We start from the raw sequence: 14,703 nt of genomic DNA, 5'->3' as shown, positions 1-14,703 counted from the left end.
AGGCGGCCTTCCGGGCGCCTCGCCCCGGGCTCCCACATCGCGGAACCGTCCTGCTCAAGGCGTCCGGTTGCGGCACCATGGTCCCGTGGACGCCGAGCAGATCACCATGTTGCGCGAGGTGCTGTCGGCCACGGGCTGGCTGGAGCGGACCCGGGAGTTCGGCCGCGCGCTGCGCGTCACGTCCCGGACGCCGGGCGGGCTGCTGCTGGTCGGGACCCCCGGCGGCGACCCATGGCATCTCGCGGCCCACCTGGACGACGAGAGCCGCCTCGCCGACGTCCCCGGCCTGGCCCCCACGCTGGTGCGCTGGAAACCGCCGGCGGACGCGCCCGCGCATCTGAAGATCGGCCTGGAGCGGCTCGAAGCGGCACGGCGCGGCGAGACGCTGTTCGTCGTCGCCGAGGAGGACGCGCCCGTCCCGCTGCTGGAGCGGGTGGACGACGCGCGCCGCACGGGCGCGACCGTCCTCGCCCTGGAGGGCGGCGACCGCGAGCTTCGCGGCCTCGCCCATGAGGCGCTGACCGTCCCGCCGCGGGAGGCGCTCCTGTCGTTCGACGGCGCGCAGCACCTGGTCAGCGCGGCGGCGGGCGAGGAGCCCGCGAGGAGTCCCCGCGGGCTCCGGCGCCGCCTCGCCAGGCTGCTCGACACGGTGTCGGGCCCGACCGTCGACTGACCCGGCCGGCCGGGTTACTCTTCTCCGTTCTGCCTGCGCCACGTCTCGTTGCGCTCGCGCGCCAGGGCGAGGGCACCCGCCGCGTCGCTCTCGGTCTCGTACGGGCCCATCCGGTCCTTGCCGGGGCAGCCGGGTCCGTGCTCGACCTTCATGTGCTTCAGGCAGAACCACCAGTCACCGTCGTCGCCGGCCATCGGCGCTCCTCTCGAATGTGCGCTCGGCACGGGATTCGTTGCCGCGATCCCGCTGACTACACTCCATCACTATGACGACCCAGCTACTCCGGCCCGGACACGTTTCCCCCATGCGCAAGGTCCCGGCGACCATTCCGCGCCCGGAGTACGTGGGGAAGAAGCGCCCGAAGACCGGTGAGCCCGACGTCAAGACGCCCGAGATCATCGAGCGGATGCGGGTGGCGGGGAAGATCGCCGCACAGGCGCTGCAGGAGGTCGGCAGGCACGTCCGGCCGGGCGTCACGACCGACGAGCTGGACGTCATCGGGCACGAGTTCATGCTCGACCACGGCGCGTACCCGTCCACGCTCGGCTACCGCGGGTTCCCCAAGTCGCTGTGCACCTCGATCAACGAGGTGATCTGCCACGGCATCCCGGACGACACCGTCCTGCGCGACGGCGACATCATCAACGTCGACATCACCGCGTTCATCGACGGCGTCCACGGCGACACCGACGCGACGTTCCTGTGCGGCGACGTGGACGAGGAGTCGCGGCTGCTGGTGGAGCGCACCCGCGAGGCGGCCATGCGGGGCATCCGCGCGGTCAAGCCGGGACGGGCGCTGAACGTGGTCGGGCGGGTCATCGAGTCCTACGCCAAGCGGTTCGGGTACGGGGTCGTGCGCGACTTCACCGGCCACGGGATCGGCACGACGTTCCACTCCGGGCTGGTCGTCCCGCACTACGACGACCCGAGCGCCACGACGATCATCGAGCCGGGGATGACGTTCACGGTCGAGCCGATGCTGACGCTCGGTACCCACGACTACGACATGTGGAAGGACGGCTGGACGGTCGTCACCAAGGACCGCAGGCGCACCGCCCAGTTCGAGCACACCCTGCTGGTGACCGAGGACGGCCACGAAATCCTCACCCTGCCGTGACGCACCTCTTGATCTAGAGTCCGATTCGCCCCCTTATCCGGCCGGGAGACTCTCTAGAGATGAACGCCCCAGCGCCGTACGAGCCGCGGGTTCCGTCCGACAGCATGCCGCCGGGGCGCGCGGCGCTGAGCGTGACGTGGGCGGCGCTGCCGTTCCTGACCCTCGGCTACGCCACCCCGTTCACGTTCGCCGCGGCCGCGCTGTGGCGGCGCAGCGTGCATCTGCTGCTGTCCACGGCCGCCTACCTCGGCGTGTTCGCGGTGATGCTGTACCTGCTGCCCGGCATGGGCGAGGACGACGGCACCGAACGGACGGTCGGCGTGCTGCTGTTCGTCCTCGCGGTGGTGGGCTGCGCGCACGCGTTCATCATCCGCCGCCGCGTGTTCGACCCGCACGGGCTGTCCGCGGTCGACAACGAGGCCGTCGTGGAGCGGGTCAAGCGGCGGCGGCTGCTGCGGGACAAGGCGCGCGAGCTGGCGGCGGACGATCCGGGTCTCGCCAAGGAGCTGCGGATCGGGCGTCCCGACCTGCCGCGCCAGTACAACGACGGCGGGCTGGTCGACGTCAACCACGCCCCGGCGGAGGCGCTGACGCTGCTGCCCGGCATCACCCCGGACCTCGCCGCGAAGATCGAGCGGGTGCGGGCCGAGACGGGCGGGTTCATGTCCGCGGAGGAGCTGTCCGCGGTGGCGGGCCTGCCGGCGGCCCTCACCGGCGAGGTCGCCGACTACGCCGTCTTCATCCGTTGATCTCGGGTACGGAACGGGCGTGACCCCTGAGAAGCGGAAGAACGGCGACCGGCTGGCGGAGTACCGCGGCAAGCGCGACCGGGAACGGACACCGGAGCCCGTTCCCGAGGAGAGGGCGCTGCCGCACGGTGACGACGACACGTTCGTCGTCCAGGAGCATCACGCGAGCAGCCTGCACTGGGACCTGCGGTTCGAACGCGACGGGGTGCTGGTCTCGTGGGCCGTCCCGAAGGGCCTGCCGTGGAGCCCGGAGACCAACCATCTCGCCGTGCACACCGAGGACCACCCGCTGGAGTACGCCACGTTCGAGGGCGACATCCCGAAGGAGGAGTACGGCGGCGGCAAGGTGATCCTCTGGGATCGCGGGACGTACGAGACGGAGAAGTGGTCCGAGCGCGAGGTGAAGGTCGTCATCCACGGCTCGCGGGTCTCCGGCCGGTACGTGCTGTTCCGGACGCGCGGCAGGAACTGGATGATCCACCGGATGAACCCGCCCGCCGACCCGGACGCCGAGCCGCTGCCGGAGTCGCTGCGTCCCATGCGTCCGGTGGAGAGGGCCCGGCTGCCGCGCGACCAGGACGCGTGGGGTTTCGAGTTCGCGTGGGGCGGCAGGCGGACGGCCGCCTACGTCGAGGGCGGCCGGACCCGGTTCACCGACGGCCGGGGCCGCCCCGTCGACGGCCCGGGCGGTCTCGGGTCCCGCCTCGGCGCCGCGCTCGGCGCCCGGCCCGCGCTGCTGGACGGTGAGCTGGCCGTCCTCGACGGCCGCGAAACCTACATGATCTTCGACGTGCTGCATCTGGACGGGCGGCCGCTGCTGGACGTCCCGTACCGGGAGCGCCGGGAGACGCTGGACGGCCTCGGCCTGTCGGGTCCGCTGTGGCAGACCGCGCCGTGGTTTCCCGGCGACGGCGACGCCGTCCGCGCCGCGGCGGGCGAGCAGGGCCTGCCCGGCGTGGTCGCCAAGCGCCTGGACTCCCCGTACGAGCCGGGCGAGGAGTCCGGCGCCTGGCGTTCGGTTCCGTCCTAGTAGGCGACCGTGATCCTTTGGCGGACGGCGTTGTTCTTCTCGAGCTCGTCGACCAGCGCGATGGCGTAGTCCTCGGCGCTGATGGCGCTGTTGCCGTCGGCGTCGCTGAGGAACCGGTCTCCGCCCAGGCGGAACTCACCGGTGCGCTCCCCCGGCTCGATCACCGCCGCGGGCGAGATGTAGGTCCAGTCGAGGTCGCCGGCCTCCGCCCGGATGACGCCGAGCTGTTCCGCCGCCGCGAGCGCCTCGCTTTCGTACTCGGCGGGGAAGCCGGGCGTGTCCACGAGCCGGACGCCGGGCGCGATCTCCAGGCTTCCCGCGCCGCCCACCACGATCAGCCTGCGGACGTCCGCCCGCCGCAGCCCGTCGAGGACGCCTCGCGTGGTGGCGAGCAGCGGGCCGGTCGTCTCCGAACCGTCGCGGGGCGGCGGGACCGACAGCACGGCGGCGTCGTGGCCCTTGGCAAGCGCGGCGATCGCCTCGGTGTCGCGCGCCTCGGCCCTGGCCGTGCCCTCGTTCCCGCTCCGGGTGACGCCGGTGACCTCGTGGCCGCGCCGGCGCGCCTCGTCCGCGACCCGCCTCCCGATCATCCCGGTCGCGCCGATCAGCAGAATCCTCATGTGACCTCCTAGAACGCTGTCGGTACAGGACGGTATCCATTGGATACTGGTTACTTCAACGTTCCATTGGTACCCTCTGGAAACCATGAGAGGCGACGCGTTCGACCCCGACTGCCCGACCCGGCTCGTCCTGGACCGCATCGGCGACAAATGGTCCGTGCTGGTGGTGCTCGGCCTGTGCGACGGGCCGCGCCGCTTCACGCAGATCCGCGACATGATCGGCGGCGTCACCCCCAAGGTCCTCACCCAGACGCTCCGCGCGATGGAACGCGACGGCCTCCTCACCCGGACGGTCTTCGCCGAGGTCCCGCCCCGGGTCGAATACGCGCTGACGCCCTTGGGCCGCTCCCTGCGAACCCCCATCGAGGCCATCACGCGATGGGCCGAGGAGAACGTCGAAGCCGTCGTCGCGGCCCGCGACCGCCACGCCGCCCTGAGCGGAACCGGGGCGGGGTTTCCCGCATCCAAACGGACGTAACGCCCGGTTCGGCGCGTCGCCGCTGAAAACGATCAGTAGCGGGCTAGAGTCCCGCTCTGAAACCGGGCGGTGGACGCGCTGGAAGGCGGGGGAACGGCAGATGATGGGCAAGACGCACGCCCTCAGCGGCGCGCTGGTGTGGCTGGCGGCCGTGCCGGTGCTCGCGCAGGAGCGGCTGCTCGGCGACTACGCGGTGTCGCTGTCGGTGGAGCAGGTCGCCGCGGGCGCCGTGGTGTGCGCGGGAGCGGCACTCCTGCCCGACATCGACCACCACAACGGCCGCATCGCCAACACGTTCGGGCCCATCACCGGCCACATGTGCAAATGGATCGGGAAGATCTCGGGCGGGCACCGGCAGGCGACCCACTCGATCCTGTTCGCCGTGGGCATCGGCTGGACGATGGACATCCTCGCCACCCACTACGTCTACGCCTGGTGGGCCTGCCTGTTCATGATCGTCGGCCTGGGGCTGCGCGGCGTCGGCCTGGACTTCGAGGGCAAGGAGCCCCAGTCCGCGCTGGCCGACTGCGCGCTCGCCCTCATCGCCGTCTGGCTGATGCACAAGATCGACATGAGCTTCGCGGGGTACGCGGTCACGCTCGGCTGCCTGGCGCACGTCGCCGGCGACTGCCTGACACCGCGGGGATGCCCGGTGTTCTGGCCGCTGCGGTGGCGCCTCGACGTCCCCGTCGTCCCGAGGACGGACGGCAAGGTGGAGCGCTTCGTGGTGATGCCCGTCCTCACCCTCGGCATCGCCGTCCTCGCCGTCCGCTCGGTCCTCGGCGACGTCACCGCCCAGTGGCTCACCCGCGGCTGACCCGGAGGCTCAGTAGCGGGTCACCAGGGCGATGCGGCCGTGGTCGACCAGGAAGCCGTCCGAGACGAACGTGACCTCGCCGCCGTACTCCAGCGTCGACTCGATGACGTCGTCCACGGCGTCGTCGACCACGTCCGCGCCCTTCAGGACGCCGGGCATGCCGTCCACCGGGACGAGTTCGCCGCGGGACTTCACAGCGGGCGCGTAGTAGCCGCGCTCGACGACCAGATGCTCGCCGCGGCCCTCCTCGACCAGCCGCGTGACCTCGCAGAGACCGCCCGCGTACCGCTGGATGCTGCGCGCGGCCTCCAGTTCGGACAGCACGCCCACCTCGCGGAGGTCCTCGTAGGCGGCGAGCGCCGGACGGGCCGCCTCGGCGAGCGTGCTGGGCGCGGCACCCTCGTAGCTGCCGTCGACGCGTCCCGCGACGACCGTGTGAGGGCCCGCCACCTCGTCGAACAGCGCCTGGTGCCGGGTGACGCCGGCGACGATCAGGGGACGGCGGTCGTGCGCGAGGATCCGGTCGACGGCGTGCGCCACGTCCCGGACGGCCTGCCGGTGCCGTGCCGCGTCGCCGCCCTGCGCGGCGCGCCGCGACTGCTTCCCGGAGCCCGCCTCGTCGATCGGCTCCGGCACGGCGGGAAAACCGCCGCCGACGTGCTCGGTCAGGTCGCCGTCGTGGCCGTTCCACAGCCGCGTCCGCTGGTCCGACAGTGACAGCAGCCAGTAGCGGGGGGTGCGGGTGAAGTCGGCGACGAGGTCGCGGGTGGCGAAGCCGGTGTCGACGACCACCCGCTCGTCAACGGGCTGGCCGATCGTGAACGCGTGGTGCTCCCCGTCGGGCGCGGCGAACAGCACCAGCCCGTCGGAGGCGTGCCGCAGGTCGACCTCGTTCGCGGCGCGCTCCAGTCCGCGGACGACGTTGTCGGCGGCGTCGGACGCCACCCGGGTGTCGTCGTGCAGCCGCCGCCGCACCTCCGCCAGCAGGTTGCGCAGCCGGATCGGGTCCTGCCGGTTCTCCGGGAGGGACCGGTGCGTCGGCATCAGCACCGACACGGCCGGGTAGGTCCTCGGCTTGCGCAGTTCGGACAGGGTCGCGGCGTCCATGATCCCCCGATCGTCGGACTTGTTCGCTTCTGACTCCGTTGTAGCTACTCGCAGGTAAACGACGCGTAAGGACCGGTTCATCAGCCCGGTGTGATGAAGGCCGTCTCGTACGCGAGGATCACCGCCTGGGTGCGATCGCGGGCCTGGAGTTTGGCCAGGATGTTGCCCACGTGCGTCTTCACCGTCTGCGGGCTCACGTACAGCTCCCGGGCGATCTCGGCGTTCGAGCGCCCCTTGGCCATCAGCCGCAGGACGTCCCCCTCCCGCTCGGTGAGCTGCTCATGCCAGCGCGCCCCGTCCGCCGAGCGGCCGGACGTGCCGTGCAGGGCGGCCAGTTCCCGGATCGCCGCGGGGAACAGCAGGCTGTCGCCGTGCGCGACCATCCGGATCGCCTGGAGGATCTCCTCCGGCCGCGTCCGCTTGAGCAGGAAGCCGTTCGCGCCCGCCTTCAGCGCGTCGTAGACGTACTCGTCGTTCTCGAACGTGGTGACGACGATGATCCGGGGCGGCTCCGGCACGGTCTCCAGGATGTGGCGGGTCGCCTGGATGCCGTCGAGCCGGGGCATCCGCACGTCCATCAGGATCACGTCGGGACGCAGCCGTTTCACCTCGCCCGGCACCTCCGACCCGTCGGACGCCTCACCGACCACGGTCAGGTCGTCCTCGGCGCCGATGATGGCCGCGAGGCCCGCCCGGATCAGCCGCTCGTCGTCGACCAGCAGAACCTTGATCGTCATGTTCCGGACCTTAGCGGCAGTGACACGTGGAAACGCCAGAGATCCCCGTCCGGCCCGGCGGTCATCTCGCCGCGCAGCACGGTGACGCGCTCGCGGACGCCGCCGAGGCCGCGCCCGCCGCCGTGGTCGGCGCCGTCGCCGCGCGGCGCGCCGAGCGGATTGCTCATCTCCATCTCCAGCCTCTCCCCCTCGATCCCGAGCCGCAGCCGCACCGGAACCTTCCCGGCGTGCCGCAGCGCGTTCGTCAGCCCCTCCTGGACGATCCGGTACGTCTCGCGCGACACCGCGGCCGGGACCCGCCCCACCTCGGGGCCGACCTCCGCGTCGATCTTCACCCCGGCGATCCTCGTCTGCTCCAGCAGCCGCCCGAGATCGCTCAGGGTGGCCTGCGGCGCGGGACGGGACGCGGCGTCCTCACGCAGCAGCCCCAGCACATGGTCGAGGTCCTCCAGCGCGGCGCGGGCCGACTCCTCGATGGCGCCGAGCGCCTCCCGGGCGAACGCCGGGTCGCTGTCGAGCACCCGTCCCGCCGCCCCGGCCTGCAGCGTCACCACGCTCAGGGCGTGCCCCACCGAGTCGTGCAACTCCCTGGCCAGCCGGTTGCGTTCGGCCAGCTTGACGGCCTTGGCCTCCATGTCGGCGAGCCGCTCGGCGGCGGACGGCCCGAGGAGCCACGGCGCCAGCCGGGACAGCAGTGTGCCCGCACCCACGATCAGCGCGAGGAGCACCGCCATCGACGCCAGCCCGATCGGCGGCGCGGCCCACTGGTGCCAGGTCTCGCGCAGCCCCAGCGACTCCAGGAACCGGGTATCCCAGTTCACCACCGGCGCGACGATCATCACGAGCGCGAACGGCGGCACCGCCAGGCTCAGCCCGCTGACCACCACGCCCACCGCCAGGTGCAGGCTGAACCACGCCCCGGCCCGGAGCCGGCTCTCCCACGACCGCGCCGGCCCCGGCACGACGGCCGTTGCCGGGCCCCTGAGAAGCTCCTTGGCGAGGGCCCCCTCCAGCAGCCGCACCGTCGGCACCAGCCCGGTGACGAACGTCGCCGCCGCCGGCATGACGAGCAGCGACAGCACCAGCATGACCACGACGTTCCCGACCAGGGCCGGGACGATGGTGACCCCGAGGAACCAGTACGGCATCAGCAGCGCGCCGCCCACCACCAGATGGGACCAGCGCTGCCAGGTCGTCCGGTCGACCAACGGCCGCAGCACACGTCTCACACCCCCGATCCTGGCAGACCGGGCCGCCCGCCCACTCCCCCGCGAGAGGGAGACGGGTCAGGCGCGTTCGCCCTGCTCCTCGGCGGCGCTCTTGTCGCGTGCGGCGAGTTTGGCCAGGCGGGCGTTGTAGGCGGCGAGTTCGTCGTCCTCGGGGCGGCCGCCGGGCAGAGCGGCCCGGTCGGCCTTGCGGTCCATGCGGCGCGCCTGCCGCTGGTCGTCGAAGAACCACTGGAACGCCAGCACGATCAGGACGATGAACGTCGGAATCTCGCCGAAGGCCCACGCGATCGCGCCGCCGGTCTGCTGGTCGTGCAGGATCGTCGTGCCCCACGGCGGGTCGACGGAGGCGTACCAGCCGCGGGCGAGCGCCTGGCTCATGTTCATCAGGGCGATCCCGAAGAACGCGTGGAACGGCATCGTGACGAACAGGAGGAGGAGGCGTCCGGGGTAGGGCAGCTTCTTCGGCGCCGGGTCGACGCCGAGCAGCACCCAGAAGAACAGGAACCCGGCGGCGAGGAAGTGCACCATCATCGCGATGTGGCCGAGATGGTTGCGCATCGCGGCCTCGAACAGCGGTGTGAAGTACAGCGTGAACGTGCTCGCCACGAAGACGACCGTCGCGACCGCGGGATGCGCGATGACCGTGAGGTACCGGCTGTGCATCATCGCCGTCAGCCATTCGCGGGGGCCGCGGTCGCCGCGGATCCGGGCGGGCTTGAGGGCGCGCAGCGCCAGCGTCACCGGCGCGCCGACGACCAGGAAGATCGGCGTCAGCATGTTCAGCACCATGTGCTGCGCCATGTGCACGCTGAACAGGATCGGCGCGTACTTGGCGACGCCGGTCTGGGTGACGGCCACGATGGTCAGCAGGCCGACGAACCATGACACGGTGCGGACCACCGGCCAGCCGTCCCCCCGGGCGCGCAACCGGAGGACGGCGGCGAGGTAGAGGCCGCCGAACACGATGACCAGGACGGCGAAGAAGAGGTCGAACTGCCACAGCGTCGCCAGCCGCACGGGGGTGACCTCGGGCGGCATCTCGTAGCCGAGCAGCGACTTGATCGCGCTCTCCGGGGCCGCCGGCGGGGGCGGCGCGGTGCGGGCCAGCGCGACGGCGAGGCCCATGGCGGCGGCCATCACGGCCGCCTCGACGGACGCGAACCGGGTGAACGACCACGGCCTGCGGTCGGCGAGGGCGGGCAGGGTGCGGGTCCGGTGCCACCAGCCGAAACAGCCGAGTGCACAGAACAAGACGATCTTGCCGAGGGCGAGCCTGCCGTAGTCGGTCTCGACGAGCTCCACCGGATCGGGGAGGCGGGCGATCACGTTGACCAGGCCGCTGGCGCCGACGGTGACGAAGCACCACAGCGCCATGCGGCTGAACCGGTCCGCCATGATCGGGAGCCGGTCGCGGCGGAGCAGGGCGTGGACGCCGACGATGGCGAGGCCGCCGACCCACGGGGCGACGGCCGCCACGTGCAGGGCCACGCCCGTCGTCGCGATGGCGTGGTTGGCGGCGGAGGCCGAGTGCCCGGTCAGCGGCGCCGGCAGCAGCGCGATCCCGGCCATCGCGAGCAGCCCGAACGCCGCGGCGGGCGTGGTGGTGGTGCGGGCCAGCAGCGCCACGACGACGGCCAGCAGCACCACGAGCATGAGGGCGGTGCCCTGCGGCAGCGAGCCGACATAGCTGCTCAGCTCGCTGCCGGTGACGACCTCCTGCACCGGCTGGCCGAGGACGTCCGCGACGGTGAACACGAGGGTGGCCGCCGCGGCGGCGGCCCAGGCGGCGGCGAGCCAGGACGCGGCGAGCACGTAGCCGACCGCGTCCTTGGAGAGCCGGGCGGCGCCGTCCTTCGCGGACCGGCCGGCGCGGTCCTTCGCGGACCGGCCGGAGCCGCGCCCGCCCTCGACCGGCAGGAACGCGGCGGCGGCCAGCAGGGCGCCGACGGTCAGCGCGGACAGCAGGTCCATCGCCGTCCGGGAGGCGGGCAGGCCCCAGCGGGTGAGGGCGCCGGCGTCGCCGAGGCCGGGGATGACCCTCTCGGCGACCGAGCCGCCGAGCACCAGTCCGGCCACCAGGACGGCGGCGGCCGCGGCCACCGCGATCACGGCGGCCCGCCAGACGCCGAGGCTCCGCCTATTCACGGCCGGAGTCCGCCTGGTACTTGCGCTGGGCCCGGAACACGATGCCGATTCCGATGCCGATTCCGACCACCAGCCCGGCGACGATCAGCACCCACAGCGCCGCCCCGGAGCCGGGCTCCTCCTTCGCGGCGGCCGGCTGCGCGTCCGCCTCGGGCGGCTGCTCGCCCGGGGCGCGGGCGGCGTCGCCGAGCGCCCCGGCGCCGCCGGCCGCGGTGAACGTCAGGTCGTCGTTCTCGATGGGGTGCCCGTCCTCGCCGACGACCCGGTAGGCGACCGTGTAGGACCCGGCGGGCAGCGCGCCCGACAGCCTCTGCGTGACCGTCGTCCCCGAGCGTTCGGCGGCGCCCGCCTGGAACGTCCTGCCGCCGCCGTCCCTGACGATGACCTCGGCGACCCTGATCTCGTCGCTGAAGACCAGCTTCACCTCGGTGACCGATTCCGCCGTCGCGCCCTTGGCGGGCGTGCTGCCGGCCAGCCGCGGGTGGGCCAGCGCCGGCGGCGCCGCGGCGACGGCGAACAGCACGGCGAGGACGGCGGCGAGTCCGAGACCGCGCAGGGGCCGGCGAAGCGTGCGGAGTTTCATGAATGGCCGGGTTCTCTAGAGGGTCGGAGGAGCTCCCCCCACCCTACTGAGGCCGTGAGAGTGGCACACCCCGGGTTCACCGGGCCCGAGACGGTCCGCCTACACTCCGACGCACGTCAGGGCGCGGCGGTAGGCGGCCATCCGGGGCTCCTCGGTGCCCGTCTCGGCCAGCACCTCGGCGAGGTCGAACCACGCCTGCGCGGCCCCCCGGGAGGACTCCATCTCCTCCAGGCAGGTGGCGGCCCTGGTCAGCACCTCGACGGCGCGGTCGCGGCGGCCGAGCCGCACCGACGCCTCGCCCAGCACGGTCAGCGCACCGGCGGTGGCGCGGCGCGGCGCGTCCCCCAGCAGGTCGAGAGCCTCCTCCGCGAGCCGCACCGCCTCGGCGGGACGGCCGAGGACGGTCTCGGCGCGGGCCAGCTCGGTCAGGCACCAGGCGACGTCGATCTCCCCGGACGAGCTGGCGTTGATCTCGTCGCGGACCCGGGTGAGCAGCTCACGGGACCGGCCGGCCTGGTCGGGCCTGGCGCGCAGCAGCAGCCCCGCGTAGCTGACGCGGAGCCGGTTGAGGTCGCGCGGGTCCTCGCCGTCGCCGGCCAGCATCAGCGCCCGCTCGGCGAGAGCGACGCCGTCCTCGTACTCGCCGCGGATCTCGGCGACGTAGGCCGCCTCCCAGTAGGCCACCATCCGGGCGCGGGAGCTGCCGATCCGCTCCGCCCGCTCCACGAGCTGAGCGGCGAGCTGGCGGGCGCGGACGAGGTCGCCGCGCTCGATGAACGCGGCGAGCAGCGCCGCACCGAGATGCACGGCGGCGTCGGTGGAGTCGGCGCCCGTCGCGATCAGATGCCGCAGCGCGTTCTCGGCCGCCTGCACACCGGCGCTGATGTCGCCGCGCTCGCGCAGGCAGCGGCTCAGCGCGACGTGCACCTTCGCCCAGTGGTCGAGGTCGGTCTCGGCGGACGCCTGCTCGGTCAGCTCCGACAGCCCGGCGATCGCCTCCTCCAGCTCGCCCGCGGCCTCCAGCGCGAGGGCGTGCCCCCACCGCGCCTGGTGCAGCATCTCCGGCAGCGCCACCGCGTCGGCGCTGGCCAGCACTTCGGCGAACCGGGCCCGCGCCTCGGCCGCCGCGCCGTTGCTCAGCGCGATCTCGGCGTAGTCGAGCGTGACGCGCAGCTCGTCCACGACGTCCTCGCTGACGCCGCTGACGAGATAGGTCGCCGAGCAGTTCAGCTTCGCCGCGAGCAGCTCGACCACGCTCGGCGCCGGCACCCGCTTATCGCTCTCGATCAGCGAGATATAGCTGTCGGACAGCTCGGGGAAGGCGAGCTGCGCCTGGCTCACGCCCTGCCGGATCCGCAGGGCGCGGATGCGCTGCCCCAGTGTCTCCCGATCCATCGTGTGACCACCGCCCACAGAGTTTTCCCGCTAAAGGGTGCTCGCCGGCTGCGTCGCGCGCAGGGCGAGGAAGAAATCGACTCGGTCCTCAAGTGTGCCGAGGTCCCGGCCGGTAAGGTCCTCGATTCGCCGGATTCGGTACCGAAGTGTGTTCACATGGACGTGCAGCCGCGTCGCGCTGCGGCTCCAGGACCCCGAGCAGGCGAGGAAGACCTCCAGCGTGTGCAGGAGCTCGGCCTGCCGGCTGCTGTCGTACTCCTCCAGCGGCCCGAGCATCCGGGCGCGGAACGACGAGCGCGTCCGCTCCGGAACCGATGCCAGCAGCCGCGCATAGGAGTCGAGGCCGTCCGTCTCGGCCGAGTCTCGCATTCGCACCAGGGCAGGCTATAGCGGACCCCTTATCGCCGTCACGCTGCGGAAGCCGGGAATCACGTCTCGGTACCGCGCCGCGGCGGTGCCGACATCGCGCCTGCGGCGGTGCCGGTGCAGCACGTCCGGGACCGGGACGGTTAACCTGTGCACGCCATTTCCGAGACCATGCTGCTGAATGCGGAGCACCCGTCATGTCCGAGACCAACGCCGCCACGACCGACGATTCGCCGCCGGCGGGCGGGCGCGGGCCGCTGGAGCGGCTGTTCGACCTCACCGGGCGCGGGACGACCGTGTCCCGCGAACTGCGCGGCGGCGTCACCACGTTCTTCGCGATGGCCTACATCATCCTGCTGAACCCGATCATCCTCGGCGGGGCGAAGGACGTCACCGGGGCGACGCTGTCGATCCCGCAGCTGACCACGATGACGGCGCTGTCCGCGGCGATCGCAACGGTGATCATGGGCCTGGTCGGGAACGCGCCGCTGGCGCTCGCCGCGGGCCTCGGCATCAACGCGGTCGTGGCGTTCCAGGCGGCCCCGGTGATGACCTGGCCGCAGGCGATGGGCCTGGTGGTGATCGAGGGGGCGGTCATCGTGGTGCTGGCGCTCACCGGGATCCGCGAGCGGATCATGAACTCGATCCCGCTGGCGCTCAAGCACGCGATCGCGGTCGGCATCGGGCTGTTCATCGCGCTCGTCGGGCTGTACGACGCGGGCTTCGTCACCTCCAGCGCCACGAGCCCGCCGCTGTCGCTCGGCACCGGCGGCCGGCTGGAGACCTGGCCGGCGCTGGTGTTCGGGCTCACCCTGCTGCTGATGATCATCCTGTACGTGCGGCGGGTGCCCGGCGCGATCCTGATCAGCATCATCGTCGGGACGATCGGCGCCGTGGTCATCCAGGAGCGCGAGGCCGTCAAGGAGGGCGGCTGGGGCGTGGTCACCCCGAACATGCCCGACAGCCTGTTCGCGATGCCCGACTTCGGGCTCTTCGGTGAGTTCGACCTGTTCGGCGGCTTCGCCGAGGCCGGGGTCATCACCGCGCTGGTCGTGCTGTTCACCCTGGTGCTGTCGGGGTTCTTCGACGCGATGGGCACGATCCTCGGGGTCAGCGACGAGGCGGGCCTGCTGAACGAGAAGGGCGAGGTGCCGAAGCTCGGCCGGATCCTGTCGGTGGACGGCGTGTCCGCCGCGTTCGGCGGCATCACCAGCTCGTCCGCCAACACGGTGTTCGTGGAGTCGGCGGCCGGCGTCGGCGAGGGCGCCCGGACGGGCCTGGCCAACATCGCCACCGGCGCGCTGTTCGCCGTGACGCTGTTCCTCACCCCGCTCGCCGCGACGGTGCCCGCGCAGGCCGCCGCGCCCGCGCTGGTCGTCGTCGGTGCGCTGATGATGACGCAGGTCGCCAAGGTGAACTGGGACGACCTGGACATCACCATCCCGGCGTTCCTGACCATCGTGCTGATGCCGTTCACCTTCTCGATCACGATCGGGATCGGCGCCGGCATGGTCAGCTACGCGCTGATCAAGCTGGCCCGCGGCAAGTGGCGCGAGGTGTCGATCTGGCTGTGGCCCGTGGTGGCGCTGTTCCTGGTCTTCTTCCTGATCGACCCCATCGAACAGGCGCTGGGCGTGCGCTGACCCCGTCGCGCACC

The 14,703-nt window shown here is 72.4% G+C and carries 15 protein-coding genes and 1 pseudogene; 7 read left to right on the top strand and 9 right to left on the bottom strand.

Annotated features, from left to right (window positions below):
* Positions 1-106: 106 nt before the first annotated feature.
* A complete protein-coding gene (locus ACGFK0_RS09970; protein ID WP_392902886.1) occupies positions 107-673 on the top strand; it encodes a hypothetical protein in 567 nt (188 codons plus the stop codon).
* A gap of 14 nt (positions 674-687) precedes the next feature.
* Here the strand turns inward: ACGFK0_RS09970 and ACGFK0_RS09965 are convergent, their stop codons facing one another.
* Positions 688-867, bottom strand: a complete 180-nt coding sequence (locus tag ACGFK0_RS09965) for a hypothetical protein (protein ID WP_392902433.1) — start codon at positions 865-867, stop codon at positions 688-690.
* A 71-nt stretch (positions 868-938) separates the two neighbouring features.
* Here ACGFK0_RS09965 and map point away from each other — a divergent pair, with 71 nt between their 5' ends.
* The 3 genes from map to ACGFK0_RS09950 are packed head-to-tail and all read left to right on the top strand — an operon-like array spanning position 939 to position 3,569.
* Positions 939-1,790, top strand: coding sequence for a type I methionyl aminopeptidase (map, locus tag ACGFK0_RS09960; RefSeq protein ID WP_392902431.1), 852 nt, complete (start codon positions 939-941; stop codon positions 1,788-1,790).
* A gap of 59 nt (positions 1,791-1,849) precedes the next feature.
* Positions 1,850-2,539 (top strand): ComEA family DNA-binding protein, encoded by a 690-nt coding sequence (locus ACGFK0_RS09955; protein ID WP_392902429.1) that lies wholly within the window; start codon positions 1,850-1,852, stop codon positions 2,537-2,539.
* A gap of 19 nt (positions 2,540-2,558) precedes the next feature.
* Positions 2,559-3,569, top strand: a complete 1,011-nt coding sequence (locus ACGFK0_RS09950; RefSeq protein ID WP_392902427.1) for a DNA polymerase ligase N-terminal domain-containing protein — start codon at positions 2,559-2,561, stop codon at positions 3,567-3,569.
* Here the strand turns inward: ACGFK0_RS09950 and ACGFK0_RS09945 are convergent.
* A complete protein-coding gene (locus tag ACGFK0_RS09945; protein WP_392902425.1) occupies positions 3,566-4,189 on the bottom strand; it encodes an NAD(P)-dependent oxidoreductase in 624 nt (207 codons plus the stop codon). The two genes, ACGFK0_RS09950 and ACGFK0_RS09945, sit on opposite strands and share 4 nt — an antisense overlap.
* Before the next feature lie 85 nt (positions 4,190-4,274).
* Here ACGFK0_RS09945 and ACGFK0_RS09940 point away from each other — a divergent pair, with 85 nt between their 5' ends.
* The gene (locus tag ACGFK0_RS09940; protein ID WP_392902423.1) at positions 4,275-4,667 is read left to right on the top strand and encodes a winged helix-turn-helix transcriptional regulator; all 393 of its coding nucleotides are present in this window, start codon (positions 4,275-4,277) and stop codon (positions 4,665-4,667) included.
* A 100-nt stretch (positions 4,668-4,767) separates the two neighbouring features.
* Entirely contained in the window at positions 4,768-5,484 is a 717-nt protein-coding gene (locus tag ACGFK0_RS09935) for a metal-dependent hydrolase (protein WP_392902421.1), read from the top strand.
* A gap of 9 nt (positions 5,485-5,493) precedes the next feature.
* On the opposite strand, the gene ACGFK0_RS09930 is transcribed toward ACGFK0_RS09935, so the two are convergent.
* The 7 genes and pseudogenes from ACGFK0_RS09930 to ACGFK0_RS09900 all read right to left on the bottom strand — a co-directional run.
* Positions 5,494-6,591: a hypothetical protein gene (locus tag ACGFK0_RS09930; RefSeq protein WP_392902419.1), complete on the bottom strand. Its 1,098-nt coding sequence runs from the start codon at positions 6,589-6,591 to the stop codon at positions 5,494-5,496.
* 80 nt (positions 6,592-6,671) lie between these two features.
* A complete protein-coding gene (locus tag ACGFK0_RS09925) occupies positions 6,672-7,328 on the bottom strand; it encodes a response regulator (RefSeq protein WP_392902417.1) in 657 nt (218 codons plus the stop codon).
* Complete coding sequence (locus tag ACGFK0_RS09920) at positions 7,325-8,557, bottom strand: sensor histidine kinase (protein ID WP_392902415.1); 1,233 nt, start codon at positions 8,555-8,557, stop codon at positions 7,325-7,327. Before ACGFK0_RS09920 ends, ACGFK0_RS09925 begins: the two co-directional genes overlap by 4 nt.
* A 57-nt stretch (positions 8,558-8,614) precedes the next feature.
* A complete protein-coding gene (locus ACGFK0_RS09915; protein ID WP_392902412.1) occupies positions 8,615-10,702 on the bottom strand; it encodes a cytochrome c oxidase assembly protein in 2,088 nt (695 codons plus the stop codon).
* Entirely contained in the window at positions 10,695-11,285 is a 591-nt protein-coding gene (locus tag ACGFK0_RS09910; protein WP_392902410.1) for a copper resistance protein CopC, read from the bottom strand. The genes ACGFK0_RS09915 and ACGFK0_RS09910 overlap by 8 nt, the downstream gene beginning before the upstream one ends.
* A 99-nt stretch (positions 11,286-11,384) precedes the next feature.
* A complete protein-coding gene (locus tag ACGFK0_RS09905; RefSeq protein WP_392902408.1) occupies positions 11,385-12,680 on the bottom strand; it encodes a helix-turn-helix domain-containing protein in 1,296 nt (431 codons plus the stop codon).
* A 30-nt stretch (positions 12,681-12,710) separates the two neighbouring features.
* Positions 12,711-13,022: pseudogene (locus tag ACGFK0_RS09900) on the bottom strand (PucR family transcriptional regulator); the annotation flags it as partial.
* Between the two features lie 221 nt (positions 13,023-13,243).
* On the opposite strand from ACGFK0_RS09900, the gene ACGFK0_RS09895 reads away from it, so the two are divergent.
* Entirely contained in the window at positions 13,244-14,689 is a 1,446-nt protein-coding gene (locus tag ACGFK0_RS09895; protein ID WP_392902405.1) for an NCS2 family permease, read from the top strand.
* Positions 14,690-14,703 lie beyond the last annotated feature (14 nt).

The organism is Spirillospora sp. NPDC048823 (assembly GCF_043198445.1).
Taxonomy (GTDB): Bacteria; Actinomycetota; Actinomycetes; order Streptosporangiales; family Streptosporangiaceae; genus Spirillospora.
This window is presented reverse-complemented; position numbering and strand designations above follow the sequence as displayed.

Coding starts and splice junctions, on each gene's coding strand:
- ACGFK0_RS09970 (WP_392902886.1), top strand. CDS start 107: ATGTTGCGCGAGGTGCTGTCGGCCACGGGCTGGCTGGAGCGGACCCGG.
- ACGFK0_RS09965 (WP_392902433.1), bottom strand. CDS start 867: ATGGCCGGCGACGACGGTGACTGGTGGTTCTGCCTGAAGCACATGAAG.
- map (WP_392902431.1), top strand. CDS start 939: ATGACGACCCAGCTACTCCGGCCCGGACACGTTTCCCCCATGCGCAAG.
- ACGFK0_RS09955 (WP_392902429.1), top strand. CDS start 1,850: ATGAACGCCCCAGCGCCGTACGAGCCGCGGGTTCCGTCCGACAGCATG.
- ACGFK0_RS09945 (WP_392902425.1), bottom strand. CDS start 4,189: ATGAGGATTCTGCTGATCGGCGCGACCGGGATGATCGGGAGGCGGGTC.
- ACGFK0_RS09940 (WP_392902423.1), top strand. CDS start 4,275: ATGAGAGGCGACGCGTTCGACCCCGACTGCCCGACCCGGCTCGTCCTG.
- ACGFK0_RS09935 (WP_392902421.1), top strand. CDS start 4,768: ATGATGGGCAAGACGCACGCCCTCAGCGGCGCGCTGGTGTGGCTGGCG.
- ACGFK0_RS09930 (WP_392902419.1), bottom strand. CDS start 6,591: ATGGACGCCGCGACCCTGTCCGAACTGCGCAAGCCGAGGACCTACCCG.
- ACGFK0_RS09925 (WP_392902417.1), bottom strand. CDS start 7,328: ATGACGATCAAGGTTCTGCTGGTCGACGACGAGCGGCTGATCCGGGCG.
- ACGFK0_RS09910 (WP_392902410.1), bottom strand. CDS start 11,285: ATGAAACTCCGCACGCTTCGCCGGCCCCTGCGCGGTCTCGGACTCGCC.
- ACGFK0_RS09905 (WP_392902408.1), bottom strand. CDS start 12,680: ATGGATCGGGAGACACTGGGGCAGCGCATCCGCGCCCTGCGGATCCGG.
- ACGFK0_RS09895 (WP_392902405.1), top strand. CDS start 13,244: ATGTCCGAGACCAACGCCGCCACGACCGACGATTCGCCGCCGGCGGGC.